22 protein-coding genes are annotated in these 22,325 nt (G+C 59.3%); 13 read left to right on the forward strand and 9 right to left on the reverse strand.

Annotation, left to right across the window (positions count from 1 at the left end):
• Nucleotides 1–83: 83 nt before the first annotated feature.
• Nucleotides 84–848, reverse strand: a complete 765-nt coding sequence (gene fabG, locus PKE98_RS25465) for a 3-oxoacyl-ACP reductase FabG (protein ID WP_271198261.1) — start codon at nucleotides 846–848, stop codon at nucleotides 84–86.
• 237 nt (nucleotides 849–1,085) lie between these two features.
• Between fabG and PKE98_RS25470 the strand changes: the two genes are divergently transcribed.
• From PKE98_RS25470 to PKE98_RS25510, 9 genes are all read left to right on the forward strand, one after another.
• The gene (locus PKE98_RS25470; protein WP_271198263.1) at nucleotides 1,086–2,237 is read left to right on the forward strand and encodes an ABC transporter substrate-binding protein; all 1,152 of its coding nucleotides are present in this window, start codon (nucleotides 1,086–1,088) and stop codon (nucleotides 2,235–2,237) included.
• Nucleotides 2,238–2,275: 38 nt separating this feature from the next.
• The gene (locus tag PKE98_RS25475) at nucleotides 2,276–3,376 is read left to right on the forward strand and encodes an ABC transporter ATP-binding protein (protein WP_271198265.1); all 1,101 of its coding nucleotides are present in this window, start codon (nucleotides 2,276–2,278) and stop codon (nucleotides 3,374–3,376) included.
• 2 nt (nucleotides 3,377–3,378) lie between these two features.
• On the forward strand, nucleotides 3,379–4,236 hold the full coding sequence (locus PKE98_RS25480) for an ABC transporter permease (RefSeq protein WP_271198267.1): 858 nt from the start codon (nucleotides 3,379–3,381) through the stop codon (nucleotides 4,234–4,236).
• A 1-nt stretch (nucleotide 4,237) separates the two neighbouring features.
• Nucleotides 4,238–5,041 carry an ABC transporter permease gene (locus PKE98_RS25485; RefSeq protein ID WP_271198268.1) on the forward strand — a complete coding sequence of 268 codons (804 nt, stop codon included), beginning with the start codon at nucleotides 4,238–4,240 and terminating at the stop codon, nucleotides 5,039–5,041.
• 346 nt (nucleotides 5,042–5,387) lie between these two features.
• Nucleotides 5,388–6,122: a BamJ family beta-barrel-assembly machinery protein gene (gene bamJ / locus PKE98_RS25490; protein WP_271198270.1), complete on the forward strand. Its 735-nt coding sequence runs from the start codon at nucleotides 5,388–5,390 to the stop codon at nucleotides 6,120–6,122.
• A gap of 365 nt (nucleotides 6,123–6,487) precedes the next feature.
• The gene (locus PKE98_RS25495; protein WP_271198271.1) at nucleotides 6,488–6,937 is read left to right on the forward strand and encodes a YkvA family protein; all 450 of its coding nucleotides are present in this window, start codon (nucleotides 6,488–6,490) and stop codon (nucleotides 6,935–6,937) included.
• Between the two features lie 119 nt (nucleotides 6,938–7,056).
• The gene (locus tag PKE98_RS25500; protein ID WP_271198272.1) at nucleotides 7,057–7,392 is read left to right on the forward strand and encodes a helix-turn-helix domain-containing protein; all 336 of its coding nucleotides are present in this window, start codon (nucleotides 7,057–7,059) and stop codon (nucleotides 7,390–7,392) included.
• On the forward strand, nucleotides 7,389–7,754 hold the full coding sequence (locus PKE98_RS25505; protein ID WP_271198273.1) for a hypothetical protein: 366 nt from the start codon (nucleotides 7,389–7,391) through the stop codon (nucleotides 7,752–7,754). Before PKE98_RS25500 ends, PKE98_RS25505 begins: the two co-directional genes overlap by 4 nt.
• Nucleotides 7,755–8,225: an SEL1-like repeat protein gene (locus PKE98_RS25510; protein ID WP_271198274.1), complete on the forward strand. Its 471-nt coding sequence runs from the start codon at nucleotides 7,755–7,757 to the stop codon at nucleotides 8,223–8,225.
• Between the two features lies 1 nt (nucleotide 8,226).
• Here PKE98_RS25510 and PKE98_RS25515 read toward each other — a convergent pair whose 3' ends face one another.
• A complete protein-coding gene (locus tag PKE98_RS25515) occupies nucleotides 8,227–9,987 on the reverse strand; it encodes a bifunctional diguanylate cyclase/phosphodiesterase (protein ID WP_271198275.1) in 1,761 nt (586 codons plus the stop codon).
• A 93-nt stretch (nucleotides 9,988–10,080) separates the two neighbouring features.
• Complete coding sequence (locus tag PKE98_RS25520) at nucleotides 10,081–12,174, reverse strand: carboxy terminal-processing peptidase (protein ID WP_271198276.1); 2,094 nt, start codon at nucleotides 12,172–12,174, stop codon at nucleotides 10,081–10,083.
• A 138-nt stretch (nucleotides 12,175–12,312) separates the two neighbouring features.
• Between PKE98_RS25520 and PKE98_RS25525 the strand changes: the two genes are divergently transcribed.
• The 3 genes from PKE98_RS25525 (at nucleotide 12,313) to ahpF (ending at nucleotide 15,706) form a co-directional block, all read left to right on the forward strand.
• The gene (locus tag PKE98_RS25525) at nucleotides 12,313–13,275 is read left to right on the forward strand and encodes a zinc-binding dehydrogenase (protein WP_271198278.1); all 963 of its coding nucleotides are present in this window, start codon (nucleotides 12,313–12,315) and stop codon (nucleotides 13,273–13,275) included.
• 164 nt (nucleotides 13,276–13,439) lie between these two features.
• Nucleotides 13,440–14,003: an alkyl hydroperoxide reductase subunit C gene (ahpC, locus tag PKE98_RS25530; RefSeq protein WP_271198279.1), complete on the forward strand. Its 564-nt coding sequence runs from the start codon at nucleotides 13,440–13,442 to the stop codon at nucleotides 14,001–14,003.
• A 146-nt stretch (nucleotides 14,004–14,149) separates the two neighbouring features.
• Nucleotides 14,150–15,706, forward strand: coding sequence for an alkyl hydroperoxide reductase subunit F (ahpF, locus tag PKE98_RS25535; RefSeq protein WP_271198280.1), 1,557 nt, complete (start codon nucleotides 14,150–14,152; stop codon nucleotides 15,704–15,706).
• A gap of 130 nt (nucleotides 15,707–15,836) precedes the next feature.
• On the opposite strand, the gene PKE98_RS25540 is transcribed toward ahpF, so the two are convergent.
• From PKE98_RS25540 to PKE98_RS25565, 6 genes are all read right to left on the reverse strand, one after another.
• The gene (locus PKE98_RS25540) at nucleotides 15,837–16,490 is read right to left on the reverse strand and encodes an HAD family hydrolase (protein WP_271198281.1); all 654 of its coding nucleotides are present in this window, start codon (nucleotides 16,488–16,490) and stop codon (nucleotides 15,837–15,839) included.
• On the reverse strand, nucleotides 16,490–17,476 hold the full coding sequence (locus PKE98_RS25545; protein ID WP_271198283.1) for an ABC transporter ATP-binding protein: 987 nt from the start codon (nucleotides 17,474–17,476) through the stop codon (nucleotides 16,490–16,492). The genes PKE98_RS25540 and PKE98_RS25545 overlap by 1 nt, the downstream gene beginning before the upstream one ends.
• On the reverse strand, nucleotides 17,473–18,270 hold the full coding sequence (locus PKE98_RS25550; protein ID WP_271198284.1) for an ABC transporter permease: 798 nt from the start codon (nucleotides 18,268–18,270) through the stop codon (nucleotides 17,473–17,475). Before PKE98_RS25550 ends, PKE98_RS25545 begins: the two co-directional genes overlap by 4 nt.
• The gene (locus PKE98_RS25555; protein ID WP_271198285.1) at nucleotides 18,257–19,099 is read right to left on the reverse strand and encodes an ABC transporter permease; all 843 of its coding nucleotides are present in this window, start codon (nucleotides 19,097–19,099) and stop codon (nucleotides 18,257–18,259) included. Before PKE98_RS25555 ends, PKE98_RS25550 begins: the two co-directional genes overlap by 14 nt.
• A complete protein-coding gene (locus PKE98_RS25560; protein ID WP_271198286.1) occupies nucleotides 19,096–19,902 on the reverse strand; it encodes an alkaline phosphatase family protein in 807 nt (268 codons plus the stop codon). Before PKE98_RS25560 ends, PKE98_RS25555 begins: the two co-directional genes overlap by 4 nt.
• A gap of 196 nt (nucleotides 19,903–20,098) precedes the next feature.
• Entirely contained in the window at nucleotides 20,099–21,157 is a 1,059-nt protein-coding gene (locus tag PKE98_RS25565; protein ID WP_271198287.1) for an ABC transporter substrate-binding protein, read from the reverse strand.
• A 330-nt stretch (nucleotides 21,158–21,487) separates the two neighbouring features.
• Between PKE98_RS25565 and PKE98_RS25570 the strand changes: the two genes are divergently transcribed.
• The gene (locus tag PKE98_RS25570; RefSeq protein ID WP_271198288.1) at nucleotides 21,488–22,204 is read left to right on the forward strand and encodes a UTRA domain-containing protein; all 717 of its coding nucleotides are present in this window, start codon (nucleotides 21,488–21,490) and stop codon (nucleotides 22,202–22,204) included.
• Nucleotides 22,205–22,325 lie beyond the last annotated feature (121 nt).

The raw sequence follows: 22,325 nt of genomic DNA on the forward strand, positions 1-22,325 counted from the left end.
GTAAAACCAAAAATCCGCCGCTTCGCCGATGTGGGTGTATCGGCGAATATCCCCTGGTGGGGATATTCGCCCTACGCCTCGGTTTAACCCAATGCCGCGCTCGACTCGGGCAACACCTGCCCACCATCGATCACCAACGTCTGCCCCGTAATGAACCCTGCCTCGCGGGTTGAGAAAAACAGCACCGCGTTGGCGATATCTTCCACGCTGCCCAGGCGGCGCAGTGGAATGGAAGCCGCCATTTCTGCCTGGTACTGCTCGCCCATTCCCGCCAGACCCTCGGTCAGAATATTGCCAGGCATCACGGCGTTGATGGTGATGCCATGGGCGGCCAGTTCAATCGCCGCCGTGCGCATGAAACCCAGTTGCCCGGCCTTGCTCGCGGCGTAGTGCGACCATCCGGGGTAACCGGTAATGGGGCCGGTGATCGAGGAGGTCAGCACGATGCGGCCAAAGCCGTTGGCCTTCATCACTGGCAGCACAGCTTTGGTGCTCAGAAACGTGGAGCGCAGGTTGGTGTTGATCACATGGTCGAAGTCTTCAACGCTCATGTCGCCCAGGCGCGCCGAAGGAAAAATGCCGGCGTTGGCGGCCAGTACGTCCACGCTGCCGTAGCGCTCGACCGCGGCTTGCACCATCGCCAGACAGGCGTCTTCCTGGCTGACATCGGCGGCAAAGCCCGAGGCATGCGGGCCGATGTCGCGCGCCACCTGTTCGGCGTCGCTCAGCGAGCGCGACACCACCAGTACATTCAACCCAGCCTGGCCGTAGCGTTTGGCGATGCCCAGGCCAATGCCACGGCTGGCGCCCGTGACGATCACGGTCCTTTTTTGTAGTGACTCAAACATTTTTGCTGCCTCGCTATCTTCGTGTTCCTTGGCGATTGCAATATGCAGACCAAAAAAGTAACCGTTAATAATCAGTTAGTTAGCTATTTTTAAGGGAAAAAACGGATTTTTTGCCGCTTTTTAGGGCGCGGCGACGGACCAATTTGGTGCTTTAAAAAAATGTTGAACATGCATCATTTTTAAGTTTCACTCGTGTCATCTGCCATCACGCACCCCCGTCCTGGGGAGGAGAAGACGATGAACCACGTGTCGAGAAGGAATCTGTTGAAGATGATGGGCGTGGGTGCCGGCGCCATGGCCCTGGGCGGTGGTTCGCTTCTGGCCAGCTCCAGTGCGTTCGCAGCGCGAAACAAGGAACTGAATATCCTCTGCTGGGAAGGCTACAACTCGGCCCAGGTGCTGGACCCGTTTCGCAGCATGACCGGTGCCACGGTCAAGGCCGAAAGCCTCACCAATGACCCGACCATGATCAATCGCCTGCGCGGCGGCGAAACCAGCGTGTGGGACCTGATCAACGTCAACAACCCCTGGGCGCGCAAAGTGATGGCGCCGGCCGGGCTGATCAAGCCGTTGCCGCGCGCCGAGTTCGACCATTACTTCGACGCCATGCTGCCGGACTTCAAAGCGCCCTATAAATGGGCCATGAGTGAAGATGGCAAGGACCTCTTGGGCATGGCCCAACGTTTTGGCCCGTTCAACTATGTGGTCAACACCAAGAAAATCAGCCGCGCCACCGCCGAAGACACCGGCTGGGACCTGTTCAACGACCCGGCGCTGGCCGGCAAATACGGCATTCAGGAGTCCGATGACTGGAACGTGTTCGACATCTTCCTGATCGCCGGCATCAACCCGTTTGTGGTGCACACGCCAGCCGAGATGGAGAAGTTCCAGCAGACCGCTATCAAGGTATTCAAGGGCGCGAAAATGGTCAGCGATGTTGCCAGCCTCAACCAGGCCATGGTCGCCGGCGAAATCGATCTGTACCTCACCGGCGGCACATATACCGTCTCGCCCGCCCGCGCCGATGGCTACCCGGAAATGCGCGGCATCACGCCGCTGCGTGGCCCGGTGGATGGAAAAGGCGGGGTGTCGTGGATCGAGATCACCTCGGTGGTAAACAACCCGGCTATCTCGCCGCTGGCGACCGACTTTCTCAAGTACGTGCAAAAGCCCGATGTCGCCCACACGGTGGCGTTCGCCGAGGGAACGTTCAACCCGGTTACCCAGATGGGCAACCCCGAGTGCTTCAAGCTCTTTACCAAGGAAGAGCTGGACATCATCCAGTGGGACAGCCTGGCAGAAGAGATGAGCCGCTGCGTGGAATACGACATCGTGCCCGAGTACGCCGCCGCGCTGGACATGATCACAGCAGCCAAACGCATGCGCTAAGGCGGTGTGGGACATGGAATCTTGAACAAGGCACACATATGAGCAGTTCAGAGAGTGCGGTTGCTGCGAAGGCGCCATTGCCGATTTTGCAGTTGGTGGATGTGTACAAACGGTTCAACGACTTCAATGCAGTCAGTGGCATTTCGCTGAATATTCTCGATGGTGAATTCCTGACCGTGGTAGGCCCTTCCGGGTCGGGCAAAACCACCTTGCTGCGCATGCTCGCTGGCATGGAAGCACCAAGTGACGGCAACATCACGTTGCGCGGTGAGTTGATCAACAACGTGCCGGCCAAGGAGCGCCCGACCTGTCTGGTGTTCCAGTCGCTGGCACTGTTTCCGCACAAGACGGTGGGCGAAAACATCGAGTTTCCGCTCAAGGTCAAAAACATTCCGCCGGCCCAGCGCAAGGCGCGTGCGCTGGAGCTGCTGCAGATGCTGCGCCTGCCGGAAAGCTATTACGCCAAGAACGTGATGAAGTGCTCCGGCGGCGAGAAGCAGCGGGTGGCCCTGGCGCGTGCGTTTGCCTATGACCCGGATGTGTTGCTGTTCGACGAGCCGCTGTCGGCGCTCGATTACAAGCTTAAAAAGGTGCTGGAAAAAGAGCTGAAAGACCTGCACCGCCAGAGCGGCAAAACCTTTGTGTACATCACCCATTCGCTTGAAGAAGCGATGGTGATGTCCGATCGCATTGCCGTGATGCGCGCCGGCAAGATCGTGCAGATCGGCACTCCGGAAACCATTTATGCCAACCCGGAAGATGAGTTCGTCGCCGAGTTTTTTGGCGAGGTAAACAAGTTTTCCGTCAGCCTGAATGAGGAGTGGGGCTGGTTCAGCCAGGACACCGAAAGCAGCCTGACTTTGCGCCTGCCCACCGACTGGCCGGGTAGCGAGCAGGCCACGGTGATTGTGCGTCCGGAATATATGCGCTTTGCGACCTCGGCCCATGAGTTCGACAACGTTATCAGCGGCACGGTGTTCAACGAGTACTCGCTGGGCTCGCGCATCCAGTACCAGGTGCGCTGTGGCAACAAAAGTGTCTTGGTGGAAATACCCCGCACCCTGGCCCGCAATGCGGCGCCCGATGAGCAGGTGATGATTGGCTGGAATGCGGCTGATGCCTTTGTGGCGGAGGCTTGAGCATGGCCAGGTTGCAGGTGTCCAGCGGGCTGCGCTATGCCAGCCCGGTGCTGATTTTTCTTCTGCTGGGCTTTCTCGCGCCACTGGTGACGGTGGTGGCCTATTCCTTCGCGTCGCCGAAAAGCTTCGAGGTGTTTACCTCATTTACCCTGGCCAATTTTTCCGCGGTGTTTGATACGACTAACAGTGTGTGGACATCTTTCGTCTGGTCGCTGGGGTTGGCGGCAGTCTGCACGGTGTTGCTGGCCATTATCGCGTACCCCATTGCCTATGGACTGAACCACGCCTTTGGCCGCTACGCCTCGTTGGTCAGCGTGTTGTTCGTGTTTCCGCTGTTCGTCTCGGAGAACGTGCGCCTGTATGGCTGGGTGCAGTTTTTTATCAAGAACGGGGTGGTCGACGGGGTGCTTAACAGCCTTGGTTGGGGGCCGGCGCCGGAGGTGTTGTACAGCCCGGGCATTACCCTGTTCGGCATGGTGTACACCTACCTGCCGTTTATGTTGTTTCCCATGACGCTCGGGCTGTCGATGGTGCCGCAAGACCTGGTGGATGCGGCGGCGGACTTGGGCGGCGGGCGGCTGATGGTGTGGCGCGAAATCGAATTGCCGCTGGCGATGCCGGGCATTCTGATCGGCATGTTGCTGACCTCTGTGTTGGCTGTCGGCGCGGTGGCCGAGGCGAAAATTCTGGGCGGGCAATCGGTGATTACTGTGGTGCACGACATTGAGATCGCCTTTACCTATGCCCAGGACTGGCCACTGGGTGCGGCCCTGGCGGTGTTGCTGGTGCTGATCATTGGCGGGCTGACGTTGGCCGTGCTGTCCAGGCTGGACCTCGACCGTGTGCTGGGGAGACGCTGAAATGCGTAGTCAGGCAAAAATTCGCGCGGAGTTTTTTGTCCGTTGCTGGGCAGGCTTCGTGCTGCTGTTTATCTACCTGCCGATTGTGTGCAGCGCCTTGGCCGGGTTGTCGAAAAGCCGCTACTTCATCTTTCCGGTGCGGCAGTTTTCCCTGGAATGGTGGAAGCGCACAGTGGCCTCGTTTGAGGTGCAGACGCTGGTACAGAACTCCCTTACCGTGGCCTTGCTGGTGACCTTTATTTCTGTGGTGCTGGCGTTTTTCGGTGCCCTGGCATTCGCCCGCTACGACTGGCGTGGACGGCAGCTGTATCAAAAGCTGTTGCTGCTGCCGATCTTCTTTCCCCAGGCGGTGCTCGGGTTGGCGCTGCTGCTGTGGATGAATGCGCTGGGCATCACGCCGAGCTGGCGTACGGCGGTGGTCGCGCACCTGGTGTGGATTGTGCCGGTGGTGACGCTGGTGATCGCCATCCAGGTGTACAGCTACGACGCCCAGTTGGAAGAGGCCGCGGTGGATCTGGGTGCAGGGCGTTTGTTTATCTTCAAGGAAATTACGCTGCCGCTGTTGTGGCCAGGGATCTGGTCGGGCGCGCTGTTTGCCTTTCTGCTGTCGTGGGGCAACTTTCCGTTGTCGCTGTATACCGCCGGCGCCGATTCCACTGTGCCCAAGTGGCTGTATTCGAAGATGGTGGCCGGTTATACGCCGATGGTGCCGGCTCTGGGCACCATGAGTACGTTGAGCGCGGCCGGCTTTCTCCTGCTGGGCGGGGCGGTCATCGCCTTTATCCGGCGGCGACGCGAGAAGTAGCGACCACGCACTGTTGTCGCTGGCTTGTAGGGTGTAAGGAAAAAGCCAGCGACGATGCGTTTTTTACGGGGGGCTCAGAGAGCCTTTATCCACAGGCCGGTCAGCCTGTTCCGCCATCTTGATGCCGATCTTTCTCCACATTTCCCACGAGCCCATGCCAGGTCCGCACATGCCTGGTTTTTTCAGGCTTTCGACTCGTACGTCTGCCGGCAGAAAAGCCTTTTACACTTAGGAACTTATCGCGTTTTCGTGGTTCGTATCCCCCGTAGCCAGTGATCCCGGCGGCCTGCTAAGCTCGCAGCTTCACTCGATTGCCCTCTGATTAGCGCACGAACAAGGAAATAGCATGAGACAACATCGTTTAGCGGCGGCAGTGGCCCTGGTTGGCCTGGTGCTCGCGGGCTGCGATTCGCAGACCAGCGTGGAGCTCAAAACCCCCGCACAAAAAGCCTCCTATGGTATCGGCTTGAACATGGGTAAGAGCCTGGCTCAAGAAGGCATGGATGATCTCGATTCCAAAGCTGTTGCTCAGGGCATCGAAGACGCTATTGGCAAGAAAGACCAGAAGCTGAAAGACGAAGAGTTGATGGAAGCCTTTGCCGCGCTGCAAAAGCGTGCTGAAGAGCGCACCGCCAAGCTCGCTGAAGAATCGGCTGCAGCTGGCAAGAAATTCCTCGAAGACAACAAGAAGCGCGAAGGTGTAGTGACCACCGCTTCGGGTCTGCAATACGAAGTCGTCACCAAGGCCGAGGGCGCGCAGCCTAAAGCCACCGACGTAGTGACCGTTCACTACGAAGGCAAGCTGACTGATGGCACCGTGTTCGACAGCTCCATCAAACGTAACGAGCCGGTTGACCTGCCCGTTAGCGGCGTGATTCCAGGCTGGGTTGAAGCCCTGCAACTGATGCACGTTGGCGAGAAGATCAAACTCTACATCCCGAGCGAACTGGCTTACGGCGCTCAGAGCCCGAGCCCGACCATTCCGGCCAATTCGGTACTGGTTTTCGACCTGCAACTGCTGGCGATCAAAGATCCGGCCGCTGCTGCAGCGCCGGAAGCCGAGCCTGCACCGGCTCAGTAACTCCTTTGGTTGTACCGCAACGCCCCGTCTCGACGGGGCGTTGTCGTTTTCGGGCATTGGGTTGGCAAAACAACGAACCACGGGTTGACTGGCGGGTCTCAAACAAGCATGGGTGTTACGGTTATGCACATTTCGCGAACAACTCGCATTGAGGGCAGGTGACACCTTAGTACCAATTCCATATTTTTAATAACTAACTGATTTTGTTTGTTTTTTTGCGCTGATTAAAAAATGCCCGATCTGTGGCAAACCCCCATGGCGCGGGCTTTTGCTTTAGTGGTCGGCATGTTGTTCACAAGGTTATCCACAGGTTCGGTGGATAACCCAGCCAGCCCAGCAAGCATGCGGGCTGAGGAGGTGTGTTGATGAAAACTCCATGGAATTTCGCCCGTTACCTGCCCATTGCTCAGCGCTTTATTGTGCGCGGCAGGTTGCCGGCGCTGCTGCTGGCTGTGACGCGTAAAAGCGCGTCCCAGGGCGGCCGTCTGGGTACGCTCAAGGCGGAACTGCGAGTGTTACTGGCACTGTGTATGGCATGGTGGCGGGGCGAATACCGGGGCATCAGCTCTCAGGCGTTGCTCTCGGTGGTGGCAGCGCTTTTGTATTTTCTCTCGCCCATCGATGCCATTCCCGATGCGTTGCTGGGCGTGGGGTTTGTCGATGACATCGCGGTGCTCGGCTGGCTGCTGCGCACCTGGAGTGGGGAGCTGGATGAGTTCCGCGCCTGGCTGGCAGCGCGCACGCCGGCACAGCAGGAAGAGCTTCTGAAGTTGCCATCATCGGTGCAATCTGAAAAAGGCAAAACGCCAGTGTAACGACGCTGAAAAACTTGCCTGTCGCATCACGCCCCGTTCCGGTTTTGGCCTGTTAAGATGCGCGCTAACAAGGAAAGTGCTGACGCAGTCGGCACTGCTTTTCCATGGGGTAAGCGGTGATGGATGTGCAGGTAATCATGCGTGATGGCGAAGCCGAATATGCGGTGGTGCCATGGGCGGAATATCAAGCGTTGTTGCAGGCGGCAGGTCGTGCACCGGCGCCGGTTTCGGCGGTCAGCGCACCTGCGCCAGCGGCCCCGGCAGCGTCCAGCCTCAGTGAGGTGAAGAAGCTGCGCGAAGCCAAGGGCCTGGCGGTAGAAGAACTGGCCCGTACCGTGGGCATCAGCCCGCATTATCTGACCATGATCGAAAGCGGCGAGCGTGAGCCCGATTCGGCTATTCGCCGCGCCCTGGCCTGGAACCTGGGCGTCAGCAGTTGGGAGTCTGATACGTGAGCGTAAGCATTAGTCGCCATCATTGGCAGGCGCTCTTGGGCGAGTTGGCGCAAGCGCGGCGACAGCGTCATCTGCTGACCTACCGCGCCCTGATCGAACGCCTGGAATTACCCACCCCCGCCATGCAAACCCTCACCGCTGCTCTGGAGCACCTCGCGGCGCTGGATGCTCGTGCCGAGTACCCACTGCGCAGTTCACTGGTAATCAGTCAGGGCGCCAGTCGTTTGCCGCGCACCGGTTTCTTCGAATGCGCCGTGCGCCTTGGCCGTTTCAGTGGCCCGAGCGACGGGGTGGCGGCCGCCTCCTGGCACGCCTCCGAAGTGGTACGCGTGTTCGAATACGACTACCCGGAAGAGGCCTGAGTGGTCTACTGGCGCATCAAAGCCCGCCTGGGCTACGCCGTGGCCCGCCGCCTGTTGCGTTGGCCGGCGCTGGTAAAACAGCCCCGTGTATGGGCTTGGATGGAGGGCCAGTTCGCCCGCATGGCAGCCCTGGATGACGTTGCCGCACAAAGCTTCTACGGTCACCTGCTGCTGTTTCGCGGCCGTGGGTTTGGCGCCCGTGAAGAAGGCATTCGCCTGTTAGGCAAAGCCGCCGCAGCAGGTGATGCCAAGTCGGCGTATCAACTGGGCGTACTGAGCCTGGCTGGAGATACCCGTAATGCCCCGGACGGCATCGAAACGGCACGTTGGTGGACGCTGGCGGCCGATGCTGGCCATCCACTGGCCGCCCGCCGGCTCGCTGAGCTGTATGCCGAAGGGGAGCATGGTTTGGCGGCAGACGCCGAACTGGCCGAACGCTATTCGCGGCGTGCCACCGAGCTTGGGCTGTAAGTCAGGCCGAAAGCTTTTCCGTATCGATGATATGCAGGCTGTAACCCGGCACATTCTTGGCCTGACGTTTGGCCTCTGAAGCCAGGCTCGCCAGTTGCGCCGCATCCAGCGTCGCGCAGCTTGCCGGGTGCAGATGCACCACCCCCAAAGACAATGACAACAGCGGAAATTCTTCCCGCTGGCCCTTGCGGTTGTGCGACACAAAACAGCCGGCCTCCAGGTGCTCGGCACTGTAAAAACGCCGGCACTGGCCCTGGAAATCCTCCAGTAGATAATTCAACCGCGCGCGCCAGTCTTCCGAGCCCAACACCAGCAGAAAGTCATCTCCGCCGATATGGCCAACGAAATCGCGCGCCGGGTCCACTCGTTCGCTCAGACACTGCGCCAGGCACAGCAACATTTCGTCGCCCTTGGCGTACCCATAGAGGTCGTTGAAGGGTTTGAAACTGTCGATATCCACATAGCAAATCACCGCTTCGCGGGACTGCTGCAGCAGGCGCGTCAGGCACTGCTGAATCGGCACGTTGCCGGGGAGTAGGGTGAGCGGATTAGCGTGACGGGCCTGCTGGATTTTCAGTTCGGTAATGAGCTTGAGCACGTCGATCACCCGTCCCAGCCCTTGATAGCGGCCGTGTAGGGTAATGATGAAGTCTTCTTCCATGCGCTGGCGGGCGCGGCTGGTCAGCAGGCGGCTGACTTTCTGCAGGCTTTGCCCGAGGTCCACGGCGAGAAAGTCGCTGCTCATCAGGCGGCTGATGGGTTTGCGGGCAAACAGGTCGGTGGCGAATGGTTTGAGCAGCGCGTCAGACAATGAGTGGCGGTGCACGATACCCACCGGTTGTTGTTCGTCGTTCAGCACGGCCAGCGAGTTGAGATTGGCTTGGGCACGAAACATGTCCAGTACGGCGGCAATGGGCAGGCTTTCACCCACTGCCGGTTGCTCGTTGAGCAGGGCGCTCAGGTCGCTGCCTTCTTCGTTCAGCGCCGGCTGGCTGGCTTCCAGTTTGGGCATCAGACCGCGGGCATCGCGCGGCGGTTTTTCCTGGGGGCGGCTCAGCAGGTAACCCTGCAACAGGTCGACGCCCATTTCGGCCAGCACGGTGAGTTCTTCGGCCAGTTCGATACCCTCGGCAATCACTTGCGCGCGGGAGGCTTTGGCCATCTGCAAAATGGAGCCAACGAACTCGCGCTTCACCGCATCCTGGTGAATGCCGTCGATAAAGTGCCGGTCGATCTTTACGTAATCCGGGCGCAACTCCGACCACAGACGCAGGCTGGAATAGCCGGCACCCAGGTCGTCCAAGGCAATGGAAAAACCCATCGCGCGGTAGTGGTGCAGGGCGGTGTACAGCAGCGAGAAATCTTCGGTGGGTGACTGCTCGGTGAGTTCGATGACCACCCGGCTTGGCGCAATACCGTAGTTCTGCAACAGCTTGAGGGTGCGGCCAGGCTGGTGGGTCGGTTCCAGCAGCGAATCAGGCGAGACGTTGAGGAACAGTTTGCCTTCCAGTTGCTGCTCACTGAATGCACGGCACGCACTCTTGCGGCAGGCCAGTTCCAGTTCGCTCAGGCGCCCGGCATGACGGGCCACGCCAAACAGGTTGACCGGGGAGTGCAGGGGGCTGTTCGAGGGGCCGCGGGTCAGGGCCTCGTACCCGAGAATGCGCCGCTCGGACAGCGACACAATGGGCTGAAACAGGCTATGCAGGTCGCCGTGAGCAAGGATGTGTTCCAGCGCGCTCAACTGCTCGGTGACGGTCATTGGGGGCTCTCGATGTCCTGAAAACAAAAGGGGCTGATATCGCTATCAGCCCCTTATTTCACGACAGTTTGATGACTGCTTGATGACGCTCCGTCAGTGCTTGGCCATCGACGAACTCAGGCCCAGGTAGTCGAGCAGAATTTGCCCGGTCTCGGACAGGAAGGCATCGTCTTCGGGCTTGAGTTTGTCGTCTTCGGTCGGCAGCGCGTCTTCGTCTTCTTTCTTCAGTTCCTTCAGCGGCTCCTGGCCCTTGGCGGCACGGCGGGCATTTTCCATGGCCAGTTGCTGGGTTTCGATGTCGGTGTGCTGGGCGCGACGCTTGGTTTCGTTGAGGCTCACGGTTGTTTCGTGGCTCAGTTTCTGCGCCAGTTCCAGGCGCTGGCGGGTGAATACAAAATCGGCATCTTTGGCCACGCGTGCATCGTGACGGGCCTTGAGTTCAACCAGGAACGGTTTGAACGGGTCGGTTTCCGGCTTGATCGCAGGGCGGATGCTGTCCCATGGCATAGCCTCGGGCAGGGCACTCTCGCCGATTTCCTTGGTGTCGACCACCGCCGGGTAGGCGATGTCCGGCAGCACGCCCTGGTGCTGGGTGCTCTGGCCGGAAACGCGGTAGAACTTGGCCAAGGTGAGTTTCAGCTCACCATGGTTCAGCGGTTGAATGGTCTGCACGGTGCCTTTGCCGAAGGTCTGGCCGCCGAGGATCAGGGCGCGGTGGTAGTCCTGCATGGCCCCGGCAAAAATTTCCGAAGCCGAGGCCGAAAGACGGTTCACCAGCAGGGCCATCGGGCCGCTGTAGTAGGTGCCGGGGTTTTCATCGGCCAATACATCGACGCGACCATCGCTATTGCGCACCAGCACGGTCGGCCCCTGGTTGATAAACAGGCCGGTCAGCTCCGTGGCTTCCTGCAGCGAGCCGCCGCCGTTGTTGCGCAGGTCGATGACCACGCCGTCGACTTTCTCTTTCTGCAACTCGGCCAGCAATTTCTTCACATCGCGGGTGGTGCTCTTGTAATCCGGGTCACCGGCGCGGAAGGCTTTGAAGTCCAGATAGAAGGCAGGAATCTCGATCACGCCGAGCTTATAGTCGCGGCCATCGTGGGTGAGCTTGAGCACCGATTTTTTCGCCGCCTGCTCTTCCAGTTTCACCGCTTCGCGGGTAATGGAAACGATCTTGCTGGTCTGGTCGTTCGGGCCGTTGGTGGCAGGCACCACTTCCAGGCGAACCACGGAACCTTTAGGGCCGCGGATCAGTTTGACCACTTCGTCCAAGCGCCAGCCGATCACGTCCACCATCTCGCCGTCGCCTTGGGCCACGCCAACGATCTTGTCGGACGGCGCCACCTGCTTGCTCTTGTCAGCAGGGCCGGCCGGTACCAGGCGCACCACTTTTACGGTGTCGTTATCGCTCTGCAACACCGCACCGATGCCTTCGAGCGACAGGCTCATATTGATGTCGAAGTTTTCCGCGCTGTCTGGCGAGAGATAGTTGGTGTGCGGGTCGTAGGACTGGGCGAAGGTGTTGATATAGGCCTGGAAGATATCTTCGCTGCGGGTCTGCTCCAGACGCGCCAGTTGATTCTTGTAGCGCTTGGTCAGCAGCTCCTGGATCGCGGCAGGTTCTTTTCCGGCGATTTTCAGGCGCAGTACTTCATCTTTCACGCGCTTGCGCCACAGCTCATCGAGCTCGGCGGTGTCTTTGGCCCAGGGGGCTTTTTCGCGATTGACCATCAGGCTTTCATCGACGGAGAAGTCGATTTTGTCGATGCCTTTATTGAGTAGGCCCAAGGCGAAATCGAGGCGTTGTTTCAAGCGGTCAAGGTGACGCTTGTAAATGGTGAACCCGGGGGCGAGGTCACCACTTTTGAGAAAGTCATCGAACTGCGTGCGCCATTTATCGAACTCGGCAATGTCGCTGGCAGTGAAGTAACTGCGCGACGGGTCGAGCAGCTTCAGGTAGCTCTCGTAGATGATGACCGAGCGATCGTCATTGAGCGGAGGCTTGCTGTAGTGATGGCGCTTGAGCAGCTCTACCACATTCAGACTGGCGATTACCTGCTCGCGGTCTGGCTGCAATTTGTCCCAGCTATTGTTGCCGCTTGGGGTGGCGGCGGCACACGCCGTCAGGGGTAAGGCACTGAAACCGATCAAAAGGGCTAAGGCGGTGCTGGGAACGAAGCGCTGCATGCTGAGTCGACGCGAGGGTAGTTGATAACGCATATTAGGCCGTCTTTGAGAGCGCCGGTTCCGTTGGGCCCCGGCTGCATAATGCAAATAGCTCGATGGTTCGCACCGGGCTCAGTCCGAAGTCACTATGGAGGCACCGTGAAGGCATTGCAAGGCGTTGAAGGACGCGCTGAATGGGCAGAACGACCAAGTCTCACCTGCGATGTGGGGCAGATCCGAATTCGTGTTGCGGCCGCAGGTCTCAATCGAGCCGATCTGCTGCAACGTGCAGGTTTGTATCCGCCACCACCGGGCGCTAGTGATGCGCTGGGCCTGGAGTGTTCCGGGGTGGTGAGCGAAGTGGGGCCGGGCAGTTCCTGGCAAGTGGGCGACCGCGTTTGCGCGCTGCTGGCCGGTGGCGGCATGGCCGAAGAAGTGGTGGTCGATGGGCGCCATGCCTTGCCCATTCCTGAAGGCTTGAGCCTGGTCGAAGGCTCCGTGATTCCAGAGGTGTATGCCACTGCCTGGCTCAACCTTTTTCAGCTGGCGCAACTCAAGCCGGGGGAAAAAGTCTTGCTGCACGCCGGCGCCAGTGGCGTCGGTTCGGCGGCCATCCAGCTGTGCAAAGCCTTCGGCAATCCATGCTGGGTGAGCGTGGGTTCTGCCGACCGCCTGGCCTACTGCGAAAGCCTCGGTGCCCAGGGCGGCGTGTTGCGCGATACCGATCTGGAAAGCCTGCGCGACTTTGCTCCGTTTGATGTGATTCTCGACCCGGTGGGCGGCAACTACGCCGAGCTTAACCAGCAACTGGTAGGCCTCGATGGGCGCTGGGTGTCGATTGGCTTGATGGGCGGGCGCGAGGCAAAGTTTGACCTGGCGGTGATGCTGGCCAAACGTGTGCAATTTATCGGTTCCACCCTGCGCAGTCGCAATGATCAGTTCAAGGCCGACTTGCTCGGCGACCTGAGCCAGCAGGTATGGCCTCTGTTTACAGAGGGTCGACTAAAACCGCAGTTGGAGCGTACCTTTAAAGCCAAGGATGTGGAGGCCGCCTTTGCTGCACTTGCCAGCAATACTGTGTCCGGAAAGGTCGCGTTGCTATTGGACGAATCTCTAAGTTAATCAGCAGTTTCCATAGCGCTTTTGCATGGCAGGCCCATGACATCGATTTACTAAGCCAATCGTTGTCATGGGTTCAATCAATGTGCTCTTTCAGTCACATCGGCCTACTATCCTTCCTGTAAATTTCTTAACCCTGAAATTTCTCAACCAGAAGGACTTACTGAATGTCTCTGATCAACACCGAAGTCAAACCTTTCGCCGCCAATGCTTTTCACAACGGTAAATTCATCGAAGTGACCGAGCAGTCCCTGAAGGGCAAGTGGTCGGTACTGATCTTCATGCCGGCAGCATTCACCTTCAACTGCCCAACCGAAATCGAAGACGCCGCTAACAACTACGCCGAGTTCCAGAAAGCCGGCGCTGAAGTTTACATCGTCACCACCGACACCCACTTCTCCCACAAGGTTTGGCACGAAACTTCGCCAGCAGTAGGTAAGGCTCAGTTCCCACTGATCGGTGACCCGACTCACCAACTGACCAACGCTTTCGGCGTGCACATCCCGGAAGAAGGTCTGGCTCTGCGCGGTACCTTCGTGATCAACCCGGAAGGCCTGATCAAGACTGTAGAAATCCACTCCAACGAGATCGCTCGTGACGTGTCGGAAACCCTGCGCAAGCTCAAAGCTGCTCAGTACACCGCTGCTCACCCAGGTGAAGTTTGCCCAGCCAAGTGGAAAGAAGGCGAAGCTACTCTCGCTCCTTCGCTCGACCTGGTCGGCAAGATCTAAGAAACGGTTCGGAGTCTCCCGCGAGGCTCCACCGTTTTAAGTAAGCAGCGTTGCGGGGCATGACCTGCTCCGCACGCCCGAATGCCTGGGCGCAATCCGCTCGGGCATTTTTTTCCCTGAAATTCGTATATGGAAGGATCGTAATCATGTTGGACGCCACTTTGAAGACCCAGTTGAAGGCTTACCTCGAAAAGGTTACTCAGCCTTTCGAGATCGTCGCATCCCTCGATGACAGCGACAAATCCCGCGAACTCAGCGGCTTGCTGCACGAAATTGTCGGCCTGACCGACAAGATTTCCCTGCGTGAAGATGGCAGCGATGACCGTAAGCCGTCTTTCGCCCTGAATCGCCCCAACGGAAATATCAGCCTGCGTTTCGCCGGTATTCCCATGGGCCACGAATTCACTTCCCTGGTGCTGGCCCTGCTGCAAGTGGGTGGCCACCCCTCGAAGCTGGCGGCGGATGTGATCGAGCAGATCAAGAACATCCCCGGCGAATTCAACTTTGAAACCTACTACTCGCTGTCCTGCCAGAACTGCCCGGATGTGGTCCAGGCGCTGAACCTGATGGCCGTGCTCAACCCGAACATCCGCCACGTCGCCATCGATGGCGCGCTGTTCCAGGACGAAGTCGAGAAGCGTCAGATCATGTCGGTGCCGAGCATCTACCTGAACGGCGAACTGTTCGGCCAGGGCCGTATGGATGCCGAGCAGATTCTGGCAAAAATCGACACGGGCGCTGCTACCCGTGAGGCCGAGAAACTCAACAGCAAAGAAGCGTTTGACGTGCTGGTAGTGGGCGGTGGCCCAGCCGGTGCTGCAGCGGCGATCTACGCCGCGCGCAAAGGCATTCGTACCGGTGTGGCGGCCGAGCGTTTTGGCGGGCAGGTGCTGGACACCATGGCCATCGAAAACTTCATTTCCGTACAGGAAACCGAAGGCCCGAAACTGGCGCGTGCTCTTGAAGAACACGTGAAACAGTACGAAGTCGACATCATGAACCTGCAACGTGCCACCGCGCTGGTTCCGGCGAAGAACGCCGGCGACTTGCACGAAATCAAATTCGAAAGCGGCGCGTCGCTAAAAGCCAAAACCGTGATTCTGTCCACCGGTGCCCGCTGGCGCGAAATGAACGTGCCGGGCGAGCAGGAATACCGCAACCGCGGCGTGGCCTACTGCCCGCACTGTGACGGCCCGCTGTTCAAAGGCAAGCGCGTGGCGGTGATTGGCGGCGGTAACTCCGGCGTGGAAGCGGCCATCGACTTGGCGGGTATCGTCAGCCACGTGACCCTTATCGAATTCGATAGCCAACTGCGTGCCGACGCCGTGCTGCAACGCAAACTGCACAGTCTGCCGAACGTGAAAGTCATCACCAGCGCCCTGACCAGTGAAGTGAAAGGCGACGGCCAGAAAGTGACCGGCCTGGTGTACAAAGACCGCAACTCCGACGAGTTTATCAACGTTGAGCTGGAAGGCATCTTTGTGCAGATCGGTTTGCTGCCAAACAGCGAATGGCTCAAGGGCACCATCGAACTGTCGAACCGTGGCGAGATCATTGTCGACGCGCGTGGCGAGACCTCGCTGCCGGGTATCTTTGCAGCGGGTGACGTGACGACGGTGCCGTACAAGCAGATCGTGATTGCGGTAGGCGAGGGTGCCAAGGCATCGCTGTCCGCCTTCGATCACTTGATTCGCACCACCTGATCAGATCCGCGCTAAACAAAAAAGGGCAGCTTCGGCTGCCCTTTTTGTTTAGCGCGTAGGGTGTGCTTCGCGCACCAAGCGGTTCGCCAGGAGATCGTTTGGTGCGCAGAGCACGCCCTACAAGAGCGGTTTATCGCCAGTTCAGTATTGGCCAACCTGCGTTCTCGGCGTGCGCCAAAAGCACTGGGTCTGGGTTGACCACCCGCGGCTGGCTCACCAATGACAGCAGCGGCAAATCATTGCGCGAGTCGGAGTAGAAGTAAGCGCCGTCCAGGCTCTGGCCTTCCTGCTCCAGCCACGCCTGCAAGCGGGTGACTTTGCCCTCGCGGTAGGTCAGCACGCCACGGGTGTTGCCGCTGTAGTAACCGTGCTGTTCTTCCAGGTCGATGGCCAGCACTTCATCGATTTTCAAGCGCGCGGCAATGGCGCTGACCAGAAAGTGCGCCGAGGCGGAAATCACCAGAATACGGTCGCCGGCCTCGCGGTGAGTGGCCAGGCAGCGGGTGGCGTCACTGAAGAAGATGGGCTCAATCACATCTTCCACAAACGGCTCGACCACAAACGCCACTTCCTCGGCCGTGCGCCCCACAAGCGGCGACAGACTGAAGGCCATATAGTCTTCCATCGCCAGTTTGCCTTCGGCATACAACGCCATCAGCTCATGGTCTTTTTTCACGAACGACTCGCCGTCTACCCAGCCGATATCGGCCATGTGTTCGCTCCACAGGCTTGCGCAGTCGCCGTCGATCAGGGTGTCGTCCAGGTCGAAAATTGCCAGGGCCATTACGCCACCTCCCGAATCGCGTCGTTGTCGATGCTCAGGGTCAGGCGTTTGCCGTTGCCGTGCAGGTCATCGGCGCTGCGGTTCAATACGTCCACCAGCAGCTCCACACCACGGGCTTCAACGCGGTAGCGAATAACGTTGCCGAGCAGGCTGTGACTGCGCACCTCGGCGTCGATATCGCCCACGCCCAACGAAATGGCTTCCGGGCGAATCGCCACGCGGCCAGTGACCGGGCGCAGCAACAAGCGGCTGGCCGCGTCGGCATCGAGCAGGTTGTAGTTGCCGATAAAGCCGGCAGCAAAGGCATCCACAGGCGCGGTGTACAGGGTTTCGGCATCGCCGCTCTGCACGATCTTGCCGGCGTTCATCAGGAAGATGCGGTCCGACATGGTCAGGGCTTCTTCCTGATCGTGGGTAACGAAAATGGTGGTGAGCCCCAGCTCCTGCTGAATGCTGCGGATCTGTTCGCGCAGGTGTTTGCGAATGCGGGCGTCGAGGGCCGACAACGGCTCATCGAGCAGCAGCAAACGCGGGCGGGTCACCAGGGAACGGGCCAGGGCCACGCGCTGACATTGGCCGCCGGAAAGCTGGTGCGGGTAGCGGTCGGCAAAGCTGCCGAGCTCGACCATATCCAGCGCTTCCTTCACGCGCTTGGCGCTTTCATCCTTGCTTACCTTCTGCATGCGCAGGCCAAAGGCGACGTTTTGCTGCACGCTCATATTGGGGAACAGCGCATAGCTCTGGAAGACCATGCCGATGTCGCGCTTTTGCGGCGATAGCGGCACCAGGTCCTGGCCTTCGAGCAGAATCTGCCCGCCATTCACTTCGGTGAGGCCGGCGATGCAACGCAGCAGGGTGGACTTGCCGCAGCCGGACGGGCCAAGCAGGGTGACGAATTCGCCCTTGCCGATTTCGCAGTTGATATCGCTGAAAATCGAGGTGGCGGCGTAGCTTTTGTGCAGCCCCTGAATGCTCAGAAAACTCATGCTTTGTCCTTGTTCAAACGGTTGGCTGCCCAGGTGAACAGCAGCACAAAAAAGAAGTAGGAAATCACCAGGGCGCTGTTGAAGTGGCCGCTGCTGTTTTTCATGTTGTTCAGGTAGACCTGCAAGGTTTCATAGCGCGTGCCCACCAGCAGGTTGGCGAATACGAACTCGCCGAATAGAAAAGAGAACGACAGAAACAGCGACACCATCAGGCCCTTGCGCAGGTTCGGCAGCACCACCAGAAAGGCGGCCTTCCAGGTGCTGGCGCCGAGCAGGTGGGCGGCGTCCATCAGGTCGGTGAGGTTGATGGCTTGCAGGTTGTTGGTGATGGCCCGGTACATGAACGGCAGCGCCACGGTGAAATAGCAGCCAATCAAAATCCACGGCGTGCCCACCATCGCCAGTGGCCCGGAACCGTAAATTTGTAGCAGCCCCACCGAGGACACCACCGGCGGCACGGCAAAGGGCAGCAGAATCAGGATGTTCATCAGCCCGTCGAGTTTCGGGAAGTGGTAATGCACCACAAACAGCAGCGGCAGAATCAGCACCACCGATAAGAGCAGGGCGCCAAAACACACCAGCAGCGATTGGCCGAACGCGGCGAGAAAGCGCGGGTCGGTCCACAGCTGGGCATACCATTTGAGTGTCAGGCCATCGGGCAGGATGGTCGCCGACCAACTGGTGGAGATGGAGTAGAGCAGGGTGCCGGCCAGCGGCAACAGCAGAATCAGAAACAGCACAGTGACCACCGTACGGTGATACAGCCCGGCCGCTCGGGCTTCAACGCGCGACATGGTAGCTCCTCTTCAACAGCCATTGATGCACCACGGTAATCACCGCCATCAGGCCCACCAGCACCATCGCCAGGGCGCTGGCCAGGTTAGGGTTGAGCGAGATATCGCCAGCCACCATGGCGGCAATGCGGATCGGCAACACGTTGAAGTTGCCGGTAGTCAGTGCATACACAGTGGCGTACGCGCCCAGGGCATTGGCCAGCAAAATGATAAAGGTGCCCAAGAGCGCCGGGGTCAACACCGGCAAGCCGATATGCAGCCAGAAATCCCAGGTGCTGGCGCCGAGCAATTCAGCCGACTCGCGCCAGTCTTCGCGCAGGGCGTCAAAGGCGGGGTAGAGCAGCAGCACGCCGAGGGGAATCTGGAAGTAGGTGTACAGCACGATCAGGCCAGTTTTCGAATACAGGTTGAAGTCGTCGATAACCCCGGCCTGCTTGAGGATGATGGTCAGCGCGCCGTTAAAACCCAGCAGAATGACGAAGGCAAACGCCAGCGGTACTCCGGCGAAGTTGCTGGTCATGTTGGAAAAGGCCATGACGAAGTCGCGCAGCTTGCTGTCGACTTTACGCAGCGAGTAGGCGCCGAGAATGGCGATGAGAATGCCGATCACGCTCGACCAGAAAGAAATCTCCAGGCTGTGCTTAATGGCCTGCAAGTAAAACTTGGAGCTGAACACTTTCGCGTAATTGCTCAAGCCCCAGCCGGCGGCGCTGTCCAGGCTGTTGATCGCCACCCACAACAGCGGTGCGATCTGAAAGGCGATAAAGAAAACCGCAAAGGGCAGCAGGCAGAGCACCGCCAGCCATTTGCCACGGGTGACTGAACTCACTTCAACAGCTCCCGGCAGACAGGTTTGTCGTGGGCTACACCCAGCAGTTCGCAGATGGTGCCGCACAGGTCGGTTTGTTTAGGGTTGGCAAAGCCGTCCAGGCTGAACGCGTCGCCGAGCACGAACAACGGCACTTCACGCTCCTCATTGAGCAGGCCGTTGTGCGAGCGGTCGTTGTTCATGCCGTGGTCGGCGGTTACCAGCACCTGGTAGCCAGCGTCGAGCCAGCGTTGCAGGTACTCGGCCAGCAGCAGGTCGGCGACCCGCGCACTGTTGCGGTACTGCGGGCTGTCGAGGCCATGCTTGTGCCCGGCGTCGTCGATATTCATCGGGTGCACCAGGAGGAAATTCGGTTCGACGCGTACCCGCAAGCTCTCGGCATCGGCAAACAGATGGGAGTCGGGGTAATGGTCGGCGTAATAAAAATGCCCGTGCTGAATCGGCAGCTCGGTGGCATCGGTGTGGCGGTCACGGGCGGCGTGAAACGGGCTGCGGTTGTACAACTCGCTCACCCAGTGGTACGCCGCAGCGGCCGTTTTCAGGCCCGCAGCCGTGGCGTAGTGGAAGATGCTTTGCTGGTTGGACAGGCGCGACACATCGTTGTGCACGATGCCGCTTTCAATTGGGGGAATGCCGGTAAGAATGCATTCGTACAGCGGCCGCGACAGGGCCGGCAGCTCGCATTCGAGCTTGTACAAGGCCGAGCGGCCAGCGCCGCAGTAGGCTTGCAGATGGCCCATGGCATGTTGCGCGACGCCATAATTGAGGCCGTCGAGTACCACCAGGATGACGTTGTGTTTCATGTGCTATTCCACCGTTGGCAAGGCGTGGCTTAGTCCCTGCAGGGTCCCTGTACGGTACCTGTAGGAGCGGCTTTAGCGGCGATGCTGTTGCGCTGAAAAGCATCGCGGTTAAAGCCGCTCCTACATTAACCGGGCGGGCCAAAAAAGAAGAAAGCGGGCGGGCCGCTTTCTTCTTGTCACTCAGGCCAACAACGCCTTATTCCATATTGATGATCACATTTTCCTGCCACAGGCTCGGCAGGGCCTTGGACGTTTCTTCCCAGGCCTTGGCATCCTTGATCGGCTGCACCTTGGCGTATTGCGCGTTTGGCAGCAGCTTGGCTTGTACTTCGGCCGGCAGGGTCAGGTGTTCAGCGCGGATCGGGCGGGCGTTGCCCTTGGCCAGGTTGATTTGCCCGGCGTCGCTGAAGATGTACTCACGCGCCAGTTTGGCCGCGTTGGGGTGCTTGGCGTATTTGTTGATGATGGTGGTGTAGCCGGAGATCACCGAACCGTCGGACGGAATCAGCACTTCAAAGCGGCTTGGGTCGATCTGGTCGCGGTAGCTCAGGCCGTTGAAGTCCCAAACGATGCCCACTTCCACTTCACCTTTTTCCAGGGTCTGGATGGTGGGGTTGGACAGCGACAGGCGACCTTGCTTGGCGATTTCCGCGAACAGGTCCAGGCCCGGCTGAATGTTCTTCTCGTCACCGCCTTTGGCGATGGCGGCAGCCAGGACACCGTTTACGGCTTGAGCAGCGGCGCTTACGTCACCGATGGCGACTTTGTATTTGCCTTTTTCCAGGTCAGCCCAGGATTTAGGCACGTCCTTTACCAACTTCTTGTTCACGATAAAGGCGATGGAACCGGTGTAGGCCAGCGCCCAGTGACCGTCTTTGTCTTTGGCCCAGTCCGGAACCTGTGCCCAGGTGCTCGGTTTGTAGGGTTGGGTGACACCCTGCGCGGTGGCGATGGGGCCAAAGGCCGCACCTACGTCACCGATATCGGCGGTGGCGTTGTCTTTCTCAGCGGCGAACTTGGCGATTTCCTGCGCCGAGCTCATGTCGGTGTCCAGGTGCTTGAGGCCATACAGTTTGCCCAGGTCGACCCAGGTGTCTTTCCAGTTGGCCCAGCTGTCCGGCATGCCCACGCTGTTTACCTCGCCTTCGGACTTGGCGGCGGTTTCCAGGCTTTTCAGGTCGGTATCGGCGGCCATGGCGAGGTTGGCCAGAGCAATGGTCGATCCCAGGATTGAAGCTAGCAACAGGCGTTTCATTCGACGCTCCTTCGTGTTGAGGGTGTTGGTCTAGATCAGCAATAGCCAAGCCAAGTTAGCGGTATTGGATGACAATTTTGTGTCGGGCCGCTCTGGCACGCAGCCCCAGGCAGAGGTGTAGGGGAGGCGTCCAGCAAGCGTAGACCATGGTTAAGTGCTTGATTTGGAAAATATAGAAGGTGCGTGTCGGTTGGCATGTAGCGTGCAAAAGCCTGCGTGTGTCATCCAATAGTCATCTAGGCTGGCTAGGGTTATTCGGTGTTTTCGGGCCTTTTCACAGCCCGAGCAGGCCCCGAAATGGGGCTGGACTAGTCCAGATGAGGGCAATTGATGCGAGATGAGGCGCCCCGTGCCGTGACAGCGATCTGTCGTGCACTGGAAGAACAGATAGAGCATGGCCTGTTAGCGGCGGGCAGCAAGCTGCCGGCCGAGCGCAAATTGAGCGAAGTGTTCGACACCACCCGCATCACCCTGCGTGAAGCCTTGGGGCAGTTGGAAGCGCAGGGGCTTATTTACCGCGAGGAGCGCCGCGGCTGGTTTGTGTCCTTGCCGCGCCTGGCCTACAACCCGCTGGTGCGCAGCCACTTCGATGCCATGGTGGGGGAGCAGGGGCGCACGCCGTCGACCGAAGTAATCGCCGCGCGGCTGATGCCGGCACCGGCGGTAATCTGCGATTTGCTCGAACTGCCGGCGCTGTCCAGCGTGATCCAGATTCGCCGCGCACGCCGGGTGGATGGCCGGCTGGTGCTGTATGTGGAGCACTACCTCAACCCGGCGTACTTTCCCGGCATTCTTGATTTTGATCTGACGTTGTCGCTGACCGAACTGTATGCCCGCCAATACGACATCCATTACGGGCGCGTGCGCTTCGACATGGTGCCCACCGCACTGCACCTGGAAGCGGCGGCGGCGTTGAAAGTCTCAGTGGGCAGCCCGGCGCTGCGCATCACGCGGGTGAACCGCGACCAGCATGGGCGGTTGATCGACTGCGATATCGAGTGTTGGCGGCATGACGCGATTCATGTGAGCGTTGAGGTGCCGGAATAGGGCTCAAAATCGATCGGTGCGCGTAGTGTTCAGCCGGGGGACATGGTAAACACCTGTCGGGAGACATGGGTAACAGGTTGATGATCATGTTGCCCGTTGTCTCAGGTCTATCTGACGCAGT

The organism is Pseudomonas turukhanskensis (genome assembly GCF_027922365.1).
GTDB classification, from domain to species: Bacteria; Pseudomonadota; Gammaproteobacteria; order Pseudomonadales; family Pseudomonadaceae; genus Aquipseudomonas; species Aquipseudomonas turukhanskensis.

Excerpts from the sequence above, each read along its gene's own strand:
- fabG (WP_271198261.1), bottom strand. The coding sequence starts at position 848 with ATGTTTGAGTCACTACAAAAAAGGACCGTGATCGTCACGGGCGCCAGC.
- PKE98_RS25470 (WP_271198263.1), top strand. The coding sequence starts at position 1,086 with ATGAACCACGTGTCGAGAAGGAATCTGTTGAAGATGATGGGCGTGGGT.
- PKE98_RS25475 (WP_271198265.1), top strand. The coding sequence starts at position 2,276 with ATGAGCAGTTCAGAGAGTGCGGTTGCTGCGAAGGCGCCATTGCCGATT.
- PKE98_RS25480 (WP_271198267.1), top strand. The coding sequence starts at position 3,379 with ATGGCCAGGTTGCAGGTGTCCAGCGGGCTGCGCTATGCCAGCCCGGTG.
- PKE98_RS25485 (WP_271198268.1), top strand. The coding sequence starts at position 4,238 with ATGCGTAGTCAGGCAAAAATTCGCGCGGAGTTTTTTGTCCGTTGCTGG.
- bamJ (WP_271198270.1), top strand. The coding sequence starts at position 5,388 with ATGAGACAACATCGTTTAGCGGCGGCAGTGGCCCTGGTTGGCCTGGTG.
- PKE98_RS25495 (WP_271198271.1), top strand. The coding sequence starts at position 6,488 with ATGAAAACTCCATGGAATTTCGCCCGTTACCTGCCCATTGCTCAGCGC.
- PKE98_RS25500 (WP_271198272.1), top strand. The coding sequence starts at position 7,057 with ATGGATGTGCAGGTAATCATGCGTGATGGCGAAGCCGAATATGCGGTG.
- PKE98_RS25515 (WP_271198275.1), bottom strand. The coding sequence starts at position 9,987 with ATGACCGTCACCGAGCAGTTGAGCGCGCTGGAACACATCCTTGCTCAC.
- PKE98_RS25520 (WP_271198276.1), bottom strand. The coding sequence starts at position 12,174 with ATGCAGCGCTTCGTTCCCAGCACCGCCTTAGCCCTTTTGATCGGTTTC.
- ahpC (WP_271198279.1), top strand. The coding sequence starts at position 13,440 with ATGTCTCTGATCAACACCGAAGTCAAACCTTTCGCCGCCAATGCTTTT.
- ahpF (WP_271198280.1), top strand. The coding sequence starts at position 14,150 with ATGTTGGACGCCACTTTGAAGACCCAGTTGAAGGCTTACCTCGAAAAG.
- PKE98_RS25540 (WP_271198281.1), bottom strand. The coding sequence starts at position 16,490 with ATGGCCCTGGCAATTTTCGACCTGGACGACACCCTGATCGACGGCGAC.
- PKE98_RS25545 (WP_271198283.1), bottom strand. The coding sequence starts at position 17,476 with ATGAGTTTTCTGAGCATTCAGGGGCTGCACAAAAGCTACGCCGCCACC.
- PKE98_RS25550 (WP_271198284.1), bottom strand. The coding sequence starts at position 18,270 with ATGTCGCGCGTTGAAGCCCGAGCGGCCGGGCTGTATCACCGTACGGTG.
- PKE98_RS25560 (WP_271198286.1), bottom strand. The coding sequence starts at position 19,902 with ATGAAACACAACGTCATCCTGGTGGTACTCGACGGCCTCAATTATGGC.
- PKE98_RS25565 (WP_271198287.1), bottom strand. The coding sequence starts at position 21,157 with ATGAAACGCCTGTTGCTAGCTTCAATCCTGGGATCGACCATTGCTCTG.
- PKE98_RS25570 (WP_271198288.1), top strand. The coding sequence starts at position 21,488 with ATGCGAGATGAGGCGCCCCGTGCCGTGACAGCGATCTGTCGTGCACTG.